Here is a 19,842-nt window from a genome sequence, read left to right as displayed (position 1 = left end):
TGCTTTTTAATCAATGTTAAGATTGATTTTTCAATGCAATGTTGAGATTTTGCATTGTGGGTATCTTTTAGGCTTGTGTTAATGAACTGCGTAAGTATAATAGGCATCCACTTTGCAGGGGCGTAGTTCCAATTGGTAGAACAGCGGTCTCCAAAACCGATGGTTGGGAGTTCGAGTCTCTCCGCCCCTGCCAGTTTTACTTGTGATTGAGTAGTCTGAGATTAAAAACCGGTTTAAATTAAGTCTGTTTTTAAGTTTAGATTTTAATGGATTAACCCTGCCGTAGTGTAGGGTTGTTGTGTCTGTAGTTAAGGTAATAATATTATGAGCACGAATGTAGAAACACCATCAAGTGCGATGGAGTCAGTAAAGTGGTTAGTAGCAATCGCGCTACTTGCAGGCGCAGTTGTTGGTAATCATATGTATGCAGATCAATCTGTATTACTACGTGCTATCGGCGTTGTTGTTGCAATAGCGGCCGGATTAGCAATTGCCTCACAAACATTTAAGGGACGTAACTTTCTTGCTTTCGCTAAAGAAGCTCGAATTGAAGTACGCAAAGTTATTTGGCCAACTCGCCAAGAAACTACCCACACGACATTAATTGTAATGGTTGCAACAGTGATTATGGCACTTATCCTTTGGGGATTAGATGGCATTTTATTCCGCGCTGTTGGCTTTTTAACTGGATTGGAGATCTGATCCCATGTCGGATGAGAACGAGAACAAAGAAATTAAATTACGTTGGTACGTAGTACAGGCTTTTTCTGGTTACGAAAAGCGTGTAGCACAAACGTTAATTGAACATATCAAAATTGAAGGTCTTGAAGCGAGCTTTGGTGAGATATTAGTACCAACTGAAGAAGTTGTTGAGATGCGTGCTGGTCAAAAGCGTAAGTCTGAGCGTAAATTCTTCCCAGGTTATGTATTAGTACAAATGGATATGAACGACGCAAGCTGGCACTTAGTGAACAGCACTGAACGCGTAATGGGCTTTATTGGTGGAACGTCTGATCGTCCAGCTCCAATTAGCCCTAAAGAAGCGGAACGCATTCTTAATCGTTTACAAGAAAATGCTGAAGCACCTAAACCTGCTACATTATTTGAACCAGGTGAAGTTGTACGCGTTACAGATGGACCATTTGCAGACTTCAGTGGTGTAGTTGAAGAAGTTGACTACGAAAAAAGCCGCGTAAAAGTTTCTGTACTTATTTTTGGTCGTTCTACGCCAGTTGAGCTTGAATTTGGTCAAGTTGAACAAGATAAGTAATTGATTAAAAAAGCTTCGCCACTATTTTTTTAAATTTTGGCACGAAGCTTGAAAAAGGCCGCTGATTATCTTATAATCAGCGGCCTTTTTGTATTAAGGTAAAATTTATTTTTACTGTGCAAAAAGTACGAAACCAATTTTTAAACTGGGAAGCCGTTAGAGTACGCGTCCTCGCGCGCACAAGGCTGAGACCCACCAAATGAGGTATTTATAATGGCTAAAAAAGTTGAAGCTCTAATCAAGCTACAAGTTGCCGCTGGTATGGCTAATCCTAGTCCTCCAGTAGGTCCTGCACTAGGTCAACACGGTGTAAACATCATGGAATTCTGTAAAGCGTTTAACGCACGTACAGAGTCTATCGAAAAAGGCGCTCCAGTTCCTGTAGTGATCTCTGTTTACGGTGACCGTTCATTTACGTTCGACATGAAAACGCCACCTGCTGCTTACTTACTTAAGAAAGCTGCTGGTATCAAGTCAGGCTCAGGCCGTCCTAACACTGATAAAGTAGGCACAGTAACTCGTGCTCAACTTGAAGAGATCGTTGAGACAAAACGAACTGACCTTACAGCTGCCGATATGGACGCAGCGGTTCGCACTATCGCAGGTTCTGCGCGTGCGATGGGCTTGAACGTAGAGGACTAAGAAATGGCTAAATTAACTAAACGTATGCGTACTATCCGCGAAAAAGTGGAAGTAACAAAAGATTACGAAATCAATGAAGCAGTTGCTCTTTTAAAAGAGTTAGCGACAGCTAAATTCGTAGAAAGTGTTGACGTTGCCGTTAACCTTGGTATCGATGCTCGTAAATCTGATCAAAACGTTCGTGGTGCTACTGTACTACCTAACGGTACTGGTCGCGACGTTCGTGTTGCTGTATTCACACAAGGCGCTAACGCAGAAGCTGCGAAAGAAGCTGGTGCTGAATTAGTAGGCATGGAAGATCTTGCTGAGCTAGTTAAAAAAGGCGAGATGAACTTTGACGTTGTTGTTGCATCACCAGACGCTATGCGTGTTGTTGGTCAACTAGGTCAAATCTTAGGCCCACGTGGTCTAATGCCAAACCCTAAAACTGGTACTGTAACGCCTAACGTTGCAGAAGCAGTTAAAAATGCTAAAGCTGGTCAAGTACGTTACCGTAATGACAAGAATGGTATCATCCATACTACTATTGGTAAGGTTGATTTCACAGCTGAGCAACTTCAACAAAACCTTGAGTCACTAATTGTTGCACTTAAGAAGGCTAAGCCTTCTCAAGCTAAAGGTGTTTACTTGAAAAAAGTAACTATCTCTACAACAATGGGCGCAGGTGTTTCTGTTGACCAAAGCACTTTAACTACAACTGTAGCTTAATTTAGTGTTTACATGGCGTGAAATTTGTACTATAATTTCGCGCCATTTTGTTGATTAATTTATTAGTCGGCAAAGTAAAGAATTCGGGTTGAAGTCCATAATTTCGTTAAGCCTTAGGGTTTAACGATAAATTGGGCTTCCGTCCAAGACCGTAGGTGGCTCCGGCCTTAATATTCACCTACGTAGACGGTGTAGACCCCAGATAGATTTTTCCTAATCCTTCTGGCTCTCGCCGTAAAAAGCATCTCTACTTTGTTTGGTAGGGAAGAGTAAAACAGGGGAATCCGATAATCGGTATCCCCATTAAACCAGGAGTAACACCCATGGCTTTAAATCTTCAAGGCAAAAAAGCAATAGTTGCTGAAGTCAACGAAGCAGCCAATGGTGCTCTATCTGCAGTTGTTGCAGATTCTCGTGGTGTAACAGTTGGCGCAATTACTGCCCTTCGTAAAGAAGCTCGTGCAAACGGTGTGTGGATGAAAGTTGTCCGTAACACTTTAGCAAAACGTGCTCTTGAAGGAACAGATTTTGAGTGTCTTTCTGATTCATTTGTTGGTCCAAGCTTAATCGCTTTCTCATCAGAGCACCCAGGTGCTGCTGCGCGTATCTTTTCAGATTTCGCGAAAAAGAATGAGAAATTCGAGATAAAAACGGCCGCTTTTGAAGGAAATGTTGTTAATGCAGCAATGCTTGCTACATTACCTACATACGATGAAGCTGTTGCACGCTTAATGAGTGCTATGAAAGAAGCGTCTGCTGGCAAATTGTGTAAAACAATTGAAGCAGTACGTCTACAGAAAGAAGAGCAAGCTGCTTAATTTTAAGCTGTTTAATCACTTTCGGTGTAAAATTTATTTGGACGTAATGTCCGTTAATTATTAGGAAATTTGTAATGTCTGTATCTAAAGACCAAATCCTTGACGCAATTGCTGAAATGTCAGTAATGGACGTTGTTGCTCTTATCGAAGCAATGGAAGAAAAATTCGGCGTAACTGCTGCAGCTGCAATGGTAGCTGGTCCAGCTGCTGAAGCTGCTGAAGAGAAAACAGAATTTGACGTAATCCTTACTGGCGCTGGCGCTAACAAGGTTTCTGCAATCAAAGCTGTTCGTAGCGCAACTGGCCTTGGCCTTAAAGAAGCGAAAGCTCTTGTTGAAGCTGCTCCTACACCTGTTAAAGAAGGTGTATCTAAAGAAGAAGCTGAAGCACTTGCAAAAGATCTTACTGAAGCTGGTGCTGAAGTTGAGGTTAAGTAATTTAGCTTTTGCTAAGTTCGCTGCCTGAGAAATCAGGCAAGGGCTGGTGATTATTTAATCACCGGCCTTTTTGCGCTATAGAGTGATCCACTCTTTTAGTTCAAATAAAATCTGATTTTTTCTTTACTTTCAACGCTTTATAGTTTGCTAGTGTTAAAGTGGGATCTAATTAGAACAACAGTTAAATGTTGTAAAAATCTTGGCATAGCTGCCAGTTAAGTCTGTTCTTACAAGAACAGGTCGGGTCAAAGATCAGCAAGCTGAGGAACCCCATGGCTTACTCTTATTCTGAAAAGAAACGTATCCGTAAGGATTTTGGTAAACGTCCACAAGTTTTGGATATACCTTTTTTACTGTCTACACAGTTAGAATCGTTTAAAAAATTCTTAGTGCCGGACGCTGATGGCGATCATGGTTTGGAAGCTGCCTTCCGTTCTGTGTTCCCTATTAAAAGCTACTCGGGAAATTCTGAGCTTCAATACGTAAGTTATCGTATTGGTGAGCCAGTTTTCGATGTAAAAGAATGTCAAATTCGCGGTGTGACTTATTCTGCTCCACTTCGCGTGAAACTGCGTCTTGTTGTTATGGACAAAGAAGCTCCAGGCACAGTTAAAGACATTAAAGAGCAAGAAGTTTACATGGGCGAAATTCCGCTCATGACCGATACCGGTACCTTTGTAATCAATGGTACAGAGCGTGTTATCGTTTCTCAGCTACACCGTAGCCCTGGTGTATTCTTTGATAACGACCGCGGTAAAACTCATTCATCAGGTAAAGTATTATATAACGCACGCGTTATTCCTTACCGTGGTTCATGGTTAGACTTCGAATTTGATGCAAAAGATAACTTATATGTACGTATTGACCGTCGTCGTAAATTACCGGCGTCTATCATCCTACGTGCACTTGAGTACTCTAGTGAAGAAATCCTAGAAATCTTCTTCGACAACACGACGTTTGAAGTAGCTGACGGTAAAGTTCTTATGGAACTTGTGCCTTCACGTTTACGTGGTGAAACTGCCGCTTTTGATATCAAGAGCGAAGACGGTGAAGTATTTGTTGAAAGCGGTCGTCGTGTTACGGCTCGCCACATCAAGAGCATCGAGAAGAAAGGCATTAACCGCCTAGAAGTACCTCATGAGTACATTATTGGCCGTATTATAGCTAAAAACTACGTTGACGAGTCAACGGGTGAAGTTATAGCAAGCGCGAATGATGAACTAACTCTTGAGCTAATGGCTGAATTGGTTAAAGCTGGTTACACTAAAATTGATACGTTATATATCAATGAAGTGGACAGCGGTGCTTACATGTCAAATACATTGAATATTGACTCTTCAAGCAGCCGTTTAGAAGCACTAGTAGAAATTTATCGCATGATGCGCCCAGGCGAGCCACCGACGAAAGACGCGGCTGAAGCCTTATTCCAGAACTTATTCTTCTCTGAAGAACGTTATGACTTATCTACTGTAGGTCGTATGAAGTTCAATAGCCGTGTTGGTTACGATACAGACACAGGCCCAGGCACATTAAGCAAAGAAGACATCGTGTCTGTTATGAAAGTATTAATTGCTATTCGTAACGGTCAAGGCGATGTTGATGATATCGATCACTTAGGCAACCGTCGTATACGTAGTGTTGGCGAAATGGCTGAGAACCAATTCCGTGTTGGTCTAGTACGTGTAGAGCGTGCTGTACGTGAGCGTTTAAGCTTAGGTGACCTTGACGCAATAATGCCACAAGATCTTATTAACGCTAAGCCTATTTCGGCTGCTGTTAAAGAGTTCTTCGGCTCGTCTCAGTTATCACAGTTTATGGACCAAAATAACCCACTATCAGAAGTTACGCACAAACGTCGTATTTCTGCATTAGGTCCGGGCGGTCTAACTCGTGAACGTGCAGGCTTTGAAGTACGTGACGTTCACGTAACTCACTATGGTCGCGTATGTCCAATCGAGACTCCTGAGGGTCCAAACATCGGTCTAATTAACTCATTGTCTACGTACGCACGTACAAATGACTACGGTTTCTTAGAAACACCTTACCGTAAAGTGGTAGACGGTGTTGTAACTGATGAAGTTGATTACCTATCAGCCATTGAAGAAGGTCAGTTTGTTATCGCACAGGCGAATTCAAACTTAACTGAAACCAATGAGTTTGTAGATGAACTTATTCCATGTCGTCACAAAGGTGAATCTACCTTTATGGGTCGTATGGATCAGCAATATATGGATGTATCACCACAACAGGTGATCTCTGTAGCGGCAGCACTTATCCCGTTCCTAGAACACGATGATGCTAACCGTGCATTGATGGGTTCAAACATGCAACGTCAAGCAGTACCAACATTGAAAGCGGATAAGCCGTTAGTAGGTACAGGTATTGAGTTAACACTAGCGAAAGATTCTGGTGTTACTATCGTTGCAAAACGTGGTGGTGAAGTAATGTATGCTGACGCAAGTCGCATCGTTGTAAACGTACATGAAGAAGAACGCGTTCCTGGCGAAGCGGGCATCGACATTTACAACTTAACCAAATACACACGTTCTAACCAAAATACATGTATTAACCAAAAACCAACTTGTATGGTTGGCGAACCGGTTACTCGTGGTGACGTGTTAGCAGATGGTCCTTCGACTGACTTAGGTGACTTAGCCCTTGGTCAAAACCTTCGCGTGGCATTCATGCCATGGAACGGTTATAACTTCGAAGATTCAATCTTACTATCAGAGCGCGTAGTTGAAGAAGATCGTCTAACGACTATCCATATTCAAGAACTACAGTGTGTTGCCCGTGATACTAAATTAGGTCCTGAAGAGATCACTGCAGATATCCCGAACGTGGGTGAATCTGCACTAGGCAAGCTTGATGAATCAGGTGTTGTTTATATTGGTGCTGAAGTTAAAGGCGGCGATATTCTAGTAGGTAAAGTGACTCCTAAAGGCGAGACACAGCTGACACCTGAAGAGAAGCTTCTACGAGCTATCTTCGGCGAAAAAGCGTCTGACGTTAAAGACAGCTCTTTACGTGTACCAAATTCTGTAACTGGTACTGTAATTGACGTACAAGTCTTCACCCGTGATGGTGTTGAAAAAGACAAACGTGCGTTAGAAGTTGAAGATATGCAGCTTCGCGAAGCGAAGAAAGACTTCAACGAAGAGTTCCGTATTTTAGAAGCTGGCGTTTTAGGACGTGCTCGCAAGTTACTTGTTGATGCAGGCTTCGAAGAAGACAAACTAACGTCACTGAATGCTGAAAAACTACTTACTCAAAGCCTTGCACAAGAAGACAAGCAGGCTGAACTTGAGCAACTAGCTGCACAGTACGATGAGCTTAAAGCTGAATACGATAAAAAGTTTGAAAATAAACGTCGTAAAATTACCCAAGGTGATGACTTAGCACCAGGCGTACTTAAGATTGTTAAAGTATACCTTGCTGTTAAACGTCGTATTCAACCAGGTGATAAAATGGCGGGTCGTCATGGTAACAAAGGTGTTATCTCGACTATCGTACCAGTAGAAGATATGCCTTACGATGATAAAGGTCGTACGGTAGATATCGTATTGAATCCACTAGGTGTACCATCACGTATGAACATCGGTCAGATCCTTGAAACACATATGGGTCTAGCTGCACGTGGTATCGGTGAACGTATTGAAGAAATGATGAAAGAGCAACGTGAGCTTCATGAGCTACGTGAATTCATCAAGCAAGCCTACGAAATTGGTGAATCTCGCCAAGTAGTAGATATTGCTAGCTTCACTGATGACGAAATTCGTCGTCTAGCTGAAAACTTAAAAGGTGGTTTACCAATTGCTACTCCTGCATTTGATGGCGCGAAAGAAAGCGAAATCAAAGACATGCTTGAGCTTGGTGGATATCCTCGAAGTGGTCAGGTTACACTTTATGATGGCCGTACTGGCGATCAGTTTGAACGTCAAGTAACTGTAGGTTACATGTACATGCTTAAACTTAACCACTTGGTTGATGATAAGATGCACGCACGTTCTACTGGTTCTTACAGCCTTGTTACTCAGCAGCCGCTGGGTGGTAAAGCACAGTTCGGTGGCCAGCGTTTTGGTGAGATGGAAGTATGGGCACTTGAAGCTTACGGTGCTGCTTACACTCTACAAGAAATGCTAACAGTGAAATCGGATGACGTGAACGGTCGTACTAAGATGTATAAAAACATCGTTGATGGTAACCATAAAATGGAACCAGGTATGCCAGAATCGTTCAACGTATTGTTGAAAGAAATCCGCTCACTGGGTATCAACATCGAGTTGGAAGAAAATTAAGCCAATTAGGTGCTGCAGTTAACGCTGCAGCATCTGTTACGGCTGAATAGAATGTAGGGACGAGATTACCCGTCCTCAAGATTAACTCCGACAGGAGAGCTAAGGTGAAAGACTTACTTAAGTTTCTGAAGCAACAAAATAAGACCGAAGAATTCGATGCAATTCGCATTGGTCTTGCTTCACCAGACATGGTTCGTTCATGGTCATACGGTGAAGTAAAGAAACCTGAGACTATTAACTACCGTACTTTCAAGCCTGAGCGCGATGGCTTATTCTGTGCCCGTATTTTCGGCCCAGTGAAAGATTATGAGTGTTTATGTGGTAAATATAAACGCCTTAAACACCGTGGTGTGATCTGTGAGAAGTGTGGCGTTGAAGTTACACTAACTAAAGTGCGACGCGATCGTATGGGTCATATTGACCTTGCGAGCCCAGTTGCACATATATGGTTTTTAAAATCATTACCGTCACGTATTGGCTTAATGCTTGATATGACGCTTCGTGATATTGAACGTGTTCTTTACTTCGAATCATTCGTAGTGACTGAACCTGGTATGACAACGCTTGAGCGTGGTCAACTATTAGGTGAAGAAGAATACCTAGATGCACTAGAAGAGCACGGTGATGAGTTTGAAGCGAAGATGGGTGCTGAAGCAGTTTTAGACTTGCTTCGTGAACTTGATCTTGCTCAATTAATTGCTGAGATGCGTGAAGAGTTACCAACAATTAACTCTGAAACTAAGCGTAAAAAAATCACTAAACGTCTTAAGTTAATGGAATCGTTCCACCAATCAGGTAATAACCCTGAGTGGATGATCATGACAGTACTTCCAGTATTGCCACCTGATCTACGTCCATTAGTACCATTAGACGGTGGTCGTTTTGCGACATCTGATCTAAATGACCTTTACCGTCGTGTTATTAACCGTAATAACCGTCTTAAACGTCTACTAGATTTAGCAGCACCAGACATTATTGTACGCAACGAAAAACGTATGTTACAAGAAGCGGTAGATGCGCTACTTGATAACGGTCGTCGTGGTCGTGCAATTACAGGTTCTAACAAACGTCCTCTTAAATCTCTTGCTGATATGATCAAGGGTAAGCAAGGTCGTTTCCGTCAGAACTTACTTGGTAAGCGTGTAGATTATTCAGGCCGTTCTGTAATTACAGTAGGTCCTACACTTAAGCTTCACCAATGTGGTCTTCCTAAGAAGATGGCACTTGAGCTATTCAAACCATTCATCTATGGCAAACTAGAGCGTCGCGGCATGGCTACGACGATCAAAGCAGCTAAGAAAATGGTAGAACGTGAAGTTCCGGAAGTATGGGATGTACTTGACGAAGTAATTCGTGAACATCCGGTATTACTTAACCGTGCACCAACACTTCACCGTTTGGGTATCCAAGCGTTTGAGCCTGTGCTTATCGAAGGTAAAGCGATTCATTTGCATCCATTAGTATGTGCGGCGTACAACGCCGATTTCGATGGTGACCAAATGGCGGTACACGTACCGTTAACAATCGAAGCGCAGCTTGAAGCTCGTGCATTGATGATGTCAACAAACAACATTCTATCTCCTGCGAATGGTGAGCCAATCATCGTTCCTTCACAGGATGTTGTATTGGGTCTTTATTACATGACTCGTGACCGCATTAACGCTAAAGGCGAAGGCGCGATATTTAAAGATCCAAAAGAAGCAGAAAAAGCATACCGCAGTGGCAATGCAGACCTTCACGCAATCGTGAAAGTACGTATTAGCCAATCAGTTAAAAACGAAGATGGTGTAGTAGAAGATACTATTACTGTTATCGATACAACTGTCGGTCGTGCAATTTTGTCTCTAATTTTACCAACTGGTATGCCGTTTGCGTCAATCAATCAGCCGCTTGGTAAAAAGCAGATTTCTAGCTTATTGAATGAGTGTTACCGTCGTCTAGGCCTTAAAGACACTGTTGTGTTTGCTGACCAAGTTATGTACACCGGTTTCCATTATGCAATGAAGTCAGGTGTTTCTATCGGTATTGATGACTTAGTTATCCCACCGGTTAAAGCACAGATAATTGAATCAGCTGAAGCTGAAGTTACTGAAATCAACCAACAATTCCAATCAGGTCTTGTAACGGCTGGTGAAAAGTACAACAAAGTTATCGATATCTGGTCACGTGTAAACGAAAACTTATCACGTGAAATGATGTCTAACTTGTCGAAAGACACAGTTATCAATGCAAAGGGTGAAGAAGTAGAGCAACCGTCATTTAACTCAGTGTTTATGATGGCCGACTCAGGTGCTCGTGGTAGTGCTGCACAGATTCGTCAGTTGGCGGGTATGCGTGGTCTAATGGCACGTCCAGATGGTTCAATCATCGAGACTCCAATCACAGCTAACTTCCGTGAAGGTCTAAACGTACTTCAGTACTTCATCTCAACGCATGGTGCGCGTAAAGGTCTTGCCGATACAGCACTTAAAACAGCAAACTCGGGTTACCTAACGCGTCGTCTAGTAGACGTTGCACAAGATTTGGTAATCAATGAAGATGACTGTGGCACAGAAGATGGCTTAACAATGAAACCGCTTATTGAAGGTGGTGATGTTGTAGAAGCGCTTCGCGAACGTGTTTTAGGTCGTGTTGTTGCTGAAGATATTGTAATTCCAGGTACTAATACAGTGCTTGTTGAACGTAATATCATGCTAGACGAAAAACTGTGTGATCTTTTAGAAGAGCATTCAGTAGATGAAGTTCGCGTACGTTCTGTTATCACTTGTGATAATGACTTTGGTGTTTGTGCTAACTGTTACGGTCGTGACCTAGCACGTGGTCATATCATCAACGCTGGTGAATCAGTAGGTGTTATCGCAGCACAGTCAATCGGTGAGCCAGGTACACAGCTTACGATGCGTACCTTCCACATCGGTGGTGCAGCATCTAGAGCGTCTGCAGAAAATAATGTACAAGTTAAAACTAACGGTACGTTAAAACTGCATAACTCTAAATATGTATTAAATACAGACGATAAGATTGTTATTACTTCGCGTTCAACGGAAATTACTATCATCGATAGCCATGGCCGTGAGAAAGAGCGTTATAAAGTACCTTACGGTGCGGTATTAACAGTTAAAGATAATGCAGAAGTTCAAGGTAACGACATCGTTGCTACTTGGGACCCGCATAGTCACCCAATCGTTCTTGAGCATAAATCAAAAGTATCGTTCAGCGATATTGATGACTCAAATACTGAAGCACAGACTGATGAACTAACTGGTTTAACCCGTGTAGTTGTTAAAGACCTTGCTAAAGTAAATACGAAAGAACCAAAGCTTATCATCGAAAGTGAAGAGCGCGGCTTGCAAGAAACACGTCTTCCTTCATTCACAACGATTGAAGTAATTGACGGCGTTACAGCAAACCCAGGTGACGTGTTAGCACGTATTCCGCAAGAAGGTTCGAAAACTCGTGATATCACGGGTGGTCTACCACGCGTAGCCGACTTATTTGAAGCTCGTAAGCCAAAAGATCCAGCTATATTAGCTGAAGTAACTGGTACAATTAGCTTCGGTAAAGAGACTAAAGGTAAGAAGCGTTTAGTTATTACTCCACCAGAAGGTGATCATTACGAAGAAATGATTCACAAGTGGCGTCAACTTAACGTGTTTGAAGGTGAGCAAGTGTCTAAAGGTGAAGTTATCGCCGATGGCCCTGAATCACCACATGACATCTTACGCTTACGTGGTGTGACTCATGTTGCTAACTACATCGTTAACGAAGTGCAAGAGGTTTACCGTTTGCAAGGCGTTAAGATCAATGACAAGCACATTGAAACAATTATCCGTCAAATGTTACGTAAATGTACCATTATACACGGTGGTGATACTGACTTTTTAGCTGGTGAACAAATCGAAGTGGCGCGCGTTAATATCGCAAACCGTGACCTTGAAAAACAAGGTAAGATCCCAGCTAAGTTTGAAATCCAATTAATGGGTATCACAAAAGCATCACTAGCAACAGAATCTTTCATCTCTGCAGCGTCTTTCCAAGAGACAACACGTGTTCTTACAGATGCGGCAGTGAATGGTAAGAGCGATGAGCTTCGCGGTCTTAAAGAAAACGTAATTGTGGGTCGTTTGATCCCAGCCGGTACCGGTTTTGCGTATCATCAAGAACGTATGGCTCGCCGTAAACAAAGCAAAGTAGTCGTAGAAGAGCAAACAGTAAGTGCAGAAGAGGCAACTCAAGCACTTACAGACGCTCTAAATGCTGATTTGTCTGGAAATCAATAAACTGTTCTTAATCAATAGATTAAGTAATCGTAAGGCAGTTATATGCTGTCTTGCGATTAGTTTAGGTTGACAGGTTAAACTTTGCTCATTAAAATTCCGCCACCCATTTACTTGTGTGCTTAATGCAGGCTCGTAAATAAAGGGCGGATTTTTTATTTTTTTCAGTAGTAATTTTAATTTCAGGAGCTATTTAAATGGCAACTATTAACCAGCTAGTGCGTAAGCCACGCCGTAGCAAGGTTACGAAAAGTAACTCAGCTGCACTAAAAGCGTGTCCGCAAAAGCGCGGTGTATGTACTCGCGTATATACAACTACACCTAAGAAACCAAACTCGGCGTTACGTAAAGTAGCACGTGTACGTTTAACTAACGGTTTCGAAGTAACTTCATACATTGGCGGTGAAGGTCATAACCTTCAAGAGCATAGTGTAATCCTAATCCGTGGTGGTCGTGTTAAAGATTTACCAGGTGTGCGTTTTCACACTGTTCGTGGTGCACTTGACTGTGCAGGCGTTAGCGATCGTCGTCAAGCTCGTTCTAAATACGGTGCAAAACGCCCTAAAGGGTAATTGTATTCCGTTAGTAAGGCCAAGCACTAAATATTTATAATTATTGTTTTGGGTGATTGACTCGAAAGAGCAAACCTGAATAAACCGGAGATACAAAATGCCTAGAAGACGCGTAATCGGTCAACGTAAAATTCTTCCAGATCCTAAGTTCGGATCGGAACTTCTTGCTAAATTCGTTAACATCGTGATGTTAGACGGCAAGAAATCTACTGCTGAAAAAATTGTTTATGGTGCGCTAGACGTGGCTGCTGAGAAATCAGGCAAGTCGCACCTAGAAATCTTTGAAACTGCACTTGATAACATCCGCCCACAGGTAGAGGTTAAATCTCGCCGTGTTGGTGGTTCAACTTATCAAGTACCAGTTGAAGTACGTCCAGTTCGTCGTAACGCATTAGGTATGCGTTGGTTAGTAGACGCTGCACGTAAGCGTGGCGAAAAATCTATGGGCTTACGTTTAGCTCAAGAAATCGTTGACGCTTCTGATAATAAAGGCACTGCGGTTAAGAAACGTGAAGACGTTCACCGTATGGCTGAAGCGAATAAAGCATTCGCTCATTACCGTTGGTAATCTGTCTTTAACCTTTAAGAGGATCATATGGCACGTACAACTCCACTTGAGCGCTATCGTAATATAGGTATTGTTGCTCACGTAGATGCAGGCAAAACCACCACAACAGAACGTGTTCTGTTCTACACGGGTCTTTCTCATAAGATCGGTGAAGTACATGATGGCGCTGCAACTATGGATTGGATGGAGCAGGAACAAGAGCGTGGTATCACAATCACTTCTGCTGCAACAACGTGTTTTTGGAAAGGGATGGATGCTCAATTTGACGCCCATCGTATCAATATTATTGATACTCCAGGACACGTAGATTTCACTATCGAAGTAGAGCGTTCTTTACGCGTACTAGATGGTGCGGTAGTTGTTCTTTGTGCTTCGTCTGGTGTACAGCCGCAAACTGAGACAGTTTGGCGTCAAGCGAACAAATACGAAGTTCCGAGAATGATCTTCGTAAATAAAATGGATCGCACGGGCGCTGACTTCTTAGCTGTGGTTAGCCAGGTGAAATCTCGTCTTGGAGCAACGCCTGTTCCAATTCAGTTGCCTGTAGGCGCTGAGGACGACTTTAAAGGTGTTATTGACCTTATAAAAATGAAAGTGATTAACTGGAACGAAGCGGACCAGGGTATGACTTTCTCTTATGAGGCAATACCGGCAGAACTTCTGGAATTGGCTGAAGAATGGCGCTCTCATTTAGTTGAAAGCGCTGCTGAAGCCTCAGAAGAACTAATGGATAAATACTTAGAAGGTGAAGAGTTAAGTGAAGCAGAAATTAAAAATGCTTTACGTCAACGAACATTAGCTAATGAGATTGTTCCAGTTACTTGTGGTAGCGCATTTAAAAACAAAGGCGTTCAAGCTGTGCTTGATGGCGTTGTTGAATATATGCCGTCACCAGAACAAGTGAAACAAATCCAAGGTATCTTAGAAAATGGTACTGAGGAAGAACGTCCGGCTAATGATAAAGCGCCGTTTGCTGCACTCGCTTTTAAGATTGCAACAGACCCGTTTGTTGGGACCTTGACCTTTTTCCGTGTTTACTCTGGTACTGTTAAACAGGGTGACACGGTATATAATCCAGTAAAAAGTAAGCGTGAGCGACTTGGCCGTATCGTACAGATGCATTCAAACTCTCGTGAAGAGATCAAAGAAGTTTTCGCAGGCGACATCGCGGCAGCTATTGGTCTTAAAGACGTAACAACAGGTGAAACACTGTGTGATCCGAATTCTATTATTACGCTTGAGCGTATGGAATTCCCTGAACCAGTAATCTCTATTGCGGTTGAGCCTCGCACTATAGCTGACCAAGATAAGATGGGTATCGCGCTAGGAAAACTAGCTGCTGAAGACCCTTCTTTTCGCGTACAAACTGACGAAGAATCAGGCCAGGTTATAATCTCTGGCATGGGTGAACTTCACCTAGATATCATCGTCGACCGTATGAAACGTGAATTCAGTGTTGAATGTAACGTTGGTAAGCCGCAGGTCTCATACCGAGAAGCTATTCGTTCAACTGTTAAAGTTGAAGGGAAGTTTATACGTCAGTCAGGTGGTCGTGGCCAATATGGACACGTTTGGATTAAACTTGAACCGATGGATATTACGGATGATGAGTCACCAATTTACGAGTTCGTTAACGAAACCGTAGGTGGTTCTGTTCCTAAAGAGTTCGTCCCTGCGGTAGACAAAGGTATCCAAGAGCAAATGTCTCAAGGTGTACTGGCAGGCTACCCATTACTTGGCGTTAAAGCGACTTTATATGATGGTTCATTCCATGATGTAGATTCGAATGAAATGGCATTTAAAATAGCAGGTTCACTGGCAATGAGAGATGGGGCGCTTAAAGCTAACCCTGTACTTTTAGAGCCAGTAATGAAGGTTGAAGTACTCACTCCTGATTCAAATATGGGTGATGTAGTTGGCGACTTAAACCGTCGTCGCGGCATAATCGAAGGCATGGAAGATGCATTAGGTGGGCTTAAGCAAATTAATGCGCAAGTTCCTCTTTCTGAAATGTTTGGTTATGCGACTGCTTTACGATCTGCAACTCAGGGCCGTGCCTCATACTCTATGGAGTTTGTGAAGTACGCTGAAGCCTCTAAAAATGTTGCAGATACAATAATTTCAGCTCGCGCTGTTATATAATTTTAGCTTGTCTGGCTCAATAGTGAGTCAGGCTTTAATTTCTTTATTAGGAATTTTTTAAGATGGCAAAAGAAAAGTTTGAACGCGTAAAACCGCACGTAAACGTTGGTACAATCGGCCACGTTGACCACGGTAAAACTACACTAACTGCAGCAATCACTAACGTACTTGCAAAAGTATACGGCGGTGTTGCTAAAGATTTCGCATCAATCGACAACGCTCCTGAAGAGCGCGAACGTGGTATCACTATTTCAACGTCTCACGTTGAATACGATACTCCTTCACGTCACTACGCACACGTAGATTGTCCTGGTCACGCCGATTATGTTAAAAACATGATCACTGGTGCTGCTCAAATGGACGGCGCGATCTTAGTAGTTGCTGCGACAGATGGCCCTATGCCACAAACGCGTGAGCACATCCTTCTTTCTCGTCAAGTTGGCGTTCCTTACATCATCGTGTTCATGAACAAATGTGACATGGTAGATGACGAAGAGCTACTTGAACTAGTAGAAATGGAAGTTCGTGAACTTCTTTCAGAATACGATTTCCCAGGTGATGACTTACCTCTAATCGCTGGTTCTGCGCTTAAAGCGTTAGAAGGCGAGAAAGAGTGGGAAGATAAGATTGTTGAGCTTGCAAACGCACTTGATTCTTACATCCCAGAGCCAGAGCGTGACATCGATAAGCCTTTCATCATGCCTATCGAAGACGTTTTCTCAATCCAGGGTCGTGGTACTGTTGTAACTGGTCGTGTTGAAGCTGGTATTATCCGCATCAATGACGAAGTAGAAATTGTTGGTATCAATGATACAACTCGTTCTACTTGTACTGGTGTTGAAATGTTCCGTAAGCTTCTTGACGAAGGTCGTGCTGGTGAGAACATTGGCGCACTTCTACGTGGTACTAAACGTGAAGACGTTGAACGTGGTCAAGTACTAGCTAAGCCTGGTTCAATCAACCCACATACTACATTCACTTCAGAAGTATACGTACTTTCTAAAGATGAAGGTGGTCGTCATACTCCATTCTTCAAAGGTTACCGTCCACAGTTCTACTTCCGTACAACTGACGTAACTGGTGACGTACAGTTACCAGATGGCGTAGAAATGGTAATGCCTGGTGATAACATCAAGATGACAGTAACTCTAATCGCACCAATCGCGATGGATGAAGGTCTTCGTTTTGCTATCCGTGAAGGTGGCCGTACTGTAGGTGCTGGTGTTGTAGCAACTATCGTAGCGTAATAATTAGCTTTAAAGTTAATTGTTATAAAAAGGTCACTTAGGTGGCCTTTTTTAATGCCTGAAGAAAAGTGTCATATGAAGGTGGCGCTCTTACCCTAGGCGTAGGTACTTTGTAGCAACGTTCAAAGCGTAATAATTAGCTTTAAAGTTAATTGTTATAAAAAGGTCACTTAGGTGGCCTTTTTTAATGCCTGAAGAAAAGTGTCATATGAAGGTGGCGCTCTAGCCTTAGGCATAGGTGCTTTGTAGCAACGTTCAAAGCGTAATTATTAGCCTAGCTAATTATTACCAAAAAGCCCGAGCTTAGTTTCGGGCTTTTTAATGTCTAAAATAAAGTGTTATATAAAAGCGGTATTCCTACTTTTGTTCCAGAGTGGCTTTTATTTAAATATTTACCTCCTAACACAGCTACATAAAATACAAAAAATTAATTACTAATCTAGCCGATAGGTTTGAGTCTTGATAAAGTTAAATTAGAGCCAGTTAAGGGGAATATTTATGTTGAACCAAACTCTATTTAGCGCCGAGCAGGTGAGAGATAACGAAGCGCTTGCAGCTAAAAATAGCCATTGTGATTTATTTACTCTAATGCAGCGCGCAGGAGAGGCTGTATATAAGCAATGGCAGCTATTTGATGCACAGCATACATTAGTCATTGTTGGCCATGGTAATAACGCTGGAGACGGTTACATTGTAGCTAGGCTTATTATGCAATCAGGTAAAGAGGTAACAGTATGCGCAGCTGAGCCTAATAAAGTATTAACCGGTGATGCAGCAAAAGCGCAGCAGTTATGGATTGAAGCGGGTGGGGTGGTTTCTCATTTTACAAAAGATGCTCTTAATGAGTGCGATATCGTTATTGATGCGCTCCTTGGTACTGGGCTTAATAGCGCCGTACGCGATAATTTTGCGAATATAATTAACGCTGTAAATAACAGTGGTAAGCCCGTAATAAGCATTGATATTCCATCAGGCATTGAAGCAAATACAGGACAGCCTTTAGGGTGCGCAGTACAAGCGACTTCAACCGTTACTTTTGTAGGTATAAAGCAAGGGCTCACAACGACGGCAGGTAAACAATATAGCGGTAAGTTAGTATTTGATGACTTAGCAATTGGCGATGCGTTTACTTGTATCGCTCAATCTTCAGGAACCCTTGTTAATATCAATAGCTTTAAAGGAATAGCCACGCGGGCAATCAATAGTCACAAAGGCAGCCACGGTAAACTTTTATGTGTTGGTGGTAACCAAGGTACTGCAGGTGCAATTAGGTTAAGTAGTGAAGCCGCTCTTAGAACGGGTGCTGGCATGGTAAGAGTGTATACACACGAAAGCTCAATAACGCCTATTAGTATTGGCAGACCAGAACTTATGGTAAGCAGTAATAACTTACATCAAGCGCTAGAGTGGGCAAGCTGCGTTGTTATTGGCCCAGGGCTTGGGCAAGACGAGTGGGCACAACAAACATTCGATGAAGTAATGCAATATTGCCAAAACAATAAAATGCCATTGGTTATAGATGCAGATGCCCTTAATTTACTGGCTAAGCAAGCTTCATCATACACGTTAGAGCAATGCGTACTTACTCCACATCCCGGCGAAGCTTCGCGACTGCTAAGTGTTAGCACCAGCGACATAGAATCAGACCGCTTTAACTATGCTCGTCTTTGCGCCAAGCGCTATACCGCGACTTGTGTATTAAAAGGCGCTGGAACATTAATAGATAATGCCCAGCACACGTGGGTATGTGAAGATGGCAACCCGGCATTGGCCGTTGGCGGCAGTGGCGATGTACTTACTGGTATTATTGGTGCCTTACTTGCTCAAGGTTTAACTATTGATGAAGCAGCACGCTATGGTGTAACACTGCATGCTAAAGCAGGTGATATCGCAAGTGAGCGAGACGGGCAAAGGGGAATGCTACCCAGTGATTTATTCGCAATTGTAAGAGAGTTAGTTAATAAAGTGACGTGAGTTTAAGCGTCACTCAACTATTAGTGGTCGGTTTTAAATTGTGAAACGTTATTGCACCCACTAAAAAGCATACACCTACATAAAGCCAAACACTGCTCGCTATAATATTCCATGTATCGGCTCGAATTAATGCAGGGATAATTATTAAGCTTCGTATTATACACAAGGTTGCAATAGCAATTAAAGCGGTTCTAGTAAATGCTATATTACGCACTAAGCCAATTGCTGATAAGGCAAATGCAGTACAGGCAAACATGAGTCCAGCTATTGCAATACTACCTAAAGGCGCAAGGAATGTACCTCGCTGTGATGATTCTATTATTTGTATTGGGGCGCGAGCAAATATAAACCAACTAGTGCCACCCCATATACAAAGTAAATGCCATACAGCCGCTGCAGATGCAATAACGCCTGCGGTTAATAAAAACTTTGCTTTTATATTTAACAGCATTTTATCGTACTAATTATTAAGCTGTAATAAATCCCATTTTGTACCATACAAGTCTTCAAAAACCACGACGGTACCATAGGGTTCTACTCGAGGTTCTTCGTTAAATGTAACGCCTTTAGAAAGCATTAAATTATAATCTCGCCAAAAGTCATTGGTATGCAAAAATAAAAACACACGACCACCTGTTTGATTACCAATAGCGCTTATCTGTTCGGGTGTTGTGGCTTTAGCAAGCAGTAGATTAGTCCTGCTCGGATTAGTCTCGTTTGAATTTGGAGGTGAAATTAACACCCAGCGTTTACCCTCTCCTAAATCAGTATTCTCGACTAACTCAAAATTTAGCTTTTGAGTATAAAACTCAATGGCCTCGTCGTAGTCTTTAACAACTAATGCAATGCTGCCGATATGTTGTTGAACGTTAGTCATGCTTAGTTTGCT

The 19,842-nt window shown here is 42.5% G+C and carries 15 protein-coding genes and 1 tRNA gene; 14 read left to right on the top strand and 2 right to left on the bottom strand.

Annotated features, from left to right (window positions below):
• Nucleotides 1-116: 116 nt before the first annotated feature.
• From P4S65_RS02920 to P4S65_RS02855, 14 genes are all read left to right on the top strand, one after another.
• Nucleotides 117-193 (top strand) — tRNA-Trp (locus P4S65_RS02920).
• Between the two features lie 131 nt (nucleotides 194-324).
• Nucleotides 325-702, top strand: a complete 378-nt coding sequence (secE, locus tag P4S65_RS02915) for a preprotein translocase subunit SecE (protein WP_002958877.1) — start codon at nucleotides 325-327, stop codon at nucleotides 700-702.
• A gap of 4 nt (nucleotides 703-706) precedes the next feature.
• Nucleotides 707-1,270 carry a transcription termination/antitermination protein NusG gene (gene nusG / locus P4S65_RS02910; protein WP_007378450.1) on the top strand — a complete coding sequence of 188 codons (564 nt, stop codon included), beginning with the start codon at nucleotides 707-709 and terminating at the stop codon, nucleotides 1,268-1,270.
• 213 nt (nucleotides 1,271-1,483) lie between these two features.
• Nucleotides 1,484-1,912 (top strand): 50S ribosomal protein L11, encoded by a 429-nt coding sequence (gene rplK / locus P4S65_RS02905; protein WP_002958879.1) that lies wholly within the window; start codon nucleotides 1,484-1,486, stop codon nucleotides 1,910-1,912.
• 3 nt (nucleotides 1,913-1,915) lie between these two features.
• On the top strand, nucleotides 1,916-2,620 hold the full coding sequence (gene rplA / locus P4S65_RS02900) for a 50S ribosomal protein L1 (RefSeq protein WP_007378451.1): 705 nt from the start codon (nucleotides 1,916-1,918) through the stop codon (nucleotides 2,618-2,620).
• Nucleotides 2,621-2,943: 323 nt separating this feature from the next.
• Complete coding sequence (gene rplJ, locus P4S65_RS02895; RefSeq protein WP_007378452.1) at nucleotides 2,944-3,438, top strand: 50S ribosomal protein L10; 495 nt, start codon at nucleotides 2,944-2,946, stop codon at nucleotides 3,436-3,438.
• Between the two features lie 74 nt (nucleotides 3,439-3,512).
• A complete protein-coding gene (gene rplL / locus P4S65_RS02890) occupies nucleotides 3,513-3,875 on the top strand; it encodes a 50S ribosomal protein L7/L12 (protein ID WP_002958882.1) in 363 nt (120 codons plus the stop codon).
• Between the two features lie 272 nt (nucleotides 3,876-4,147).
• A complete protein-coding gene (gene rpoB, locus P4S65_RS02885) occupies nucleotides 4,148-8,173 on the top strand; it encodes a DNA-directed RNA polymerase subunit beta (protein ID WP_007378453.1) in 4,026 nt (1,341 codons plus the stop codon).
• Between the two features lie 104 nt (nucleotides 8,174-8,277).
• Nucleotides 8,278-12,453, top strand: a complete 4,176-nt coding sequence (gene rpoC, locus P4S65_RS02880; protein ID WP_008133458.1) for a DNA-directed RNA polymerase subunit beta' — start codon at nucleotides 8,278-8,280, stop codon at nucleotides 12,451-12,453.
• Nucleotides 12,454-12,647: 194 nt separating this feature from the next.
• Nucleotides 12,648-13,022 (top strand): 30S ribosomal protein S12, encoded by a 375-nt coding sequence (gene rpsL, locus P4S65_RS02875; protein WP_002958885.1) that lies wholly within the window; start codon nucleotides 12,648-12,650, stop codon nucleotides 13,020-13,022.
• 97 nt (nucleotides 13,023-13,119) lie between these two features.
• The gene (gene rpsG / locus P4S65_RS02870) at nucleotides 13,120-13,590 is read left to right on the top strand and encodes a 30S ribosomal protein S7 (protein WP_010555004.1); all 471 of its coding nucleotides are present in this window, start codon (nucleotides 13,120-13,122) and stop codon (nucleotides 13,588-13,590) included.
• A gap of 27 nt (nucleotides 13,591-13,617) precedes the next feature.
• Nucleotides 13,618-15,732, top strand: coding sequence for an elongation factor G (fusA, locus tag P4S65_RS02865; RefSeq protein ID WP_008133459.1), 2,115 nt, complete (start codon nucleotides 13,618-13,620; stop codon nucleotides 15,730-15,732).
• 62 nt (nucleotides 15,733-15,794) lie between these two features.
• Complete coding sequence (gene tuf, locus P4S65_RS02860; protein ID WP_008133488.1) at nucleotides 15,795-16,979, top strand: elongation factor Tu; 1,185 nt, start codon at nucleotides 15,795-15,797, stop codon at nucleotides 16,977-16,979.
• Nucleotides 16,980-17,477: 498 nt separating this feature from the next.
• A complete protein-coding gene (locus tag P4S65_RS02855; RefSeq protein WP_337119540.1) occupies nucleotides 17,478-18,953 on the top strand; it encodes an NAD(P)H-hydrate dehydratase in 1,476 nt (491 codons plus the stop codon).
• Between the two features lie 13 nt (nucleotides 18,954-18,966).
• Here P4S65_RS02855 and P4S65_RS02850 read toward each other — a convergent pair whose 3' ends face one another.
• Together P4S65_RS02850 and P4S65_RS02845 are read right to left on the bottom strand one after the other, a co-directional pair.
• Nucleotides 18,967-19,404: a hypothetical protein gene (locus P4S65_RS02850; protein ID WP_337119539.1), complete on the bottom strand. Its 438-nt coding sequence runs from the start codon at nucleotides 19,402-19,404 to the stop codon at nucleotides 18,967-18,969.
• 9 nt (nucleotides 19,405-19,413) lie between these two features.
• Nucleotides 19,414-19,830: a VOC family protein gene (locus tag P4S65_RS02845; protein WP_337119538.1), complete on the bottom strand. Its 417-nt coding sequence runs from the start codon at nucleotides 19,828-19,830 to the stop codon at nucleotides 19,414-19,416.
• Between the last annotated feature and the right edge of the window lie 12 nt (nucleotides 19,831-19,842).

It is taken from the genome of Pseudoalteromonas sp. B131b, from assembly GCF_037162545.1.
Taxonomy (GTDB): Bacteria; Pseudomonadota; Gammaproteobacteria; order Enterobacterales; family Alteromonadaceae; genus Pseudoalteromonas; species Pseudoalteromonas fuliginea.
This window is presented reverse-complemented; position numbering and strand designations above follow the sequence as displayed.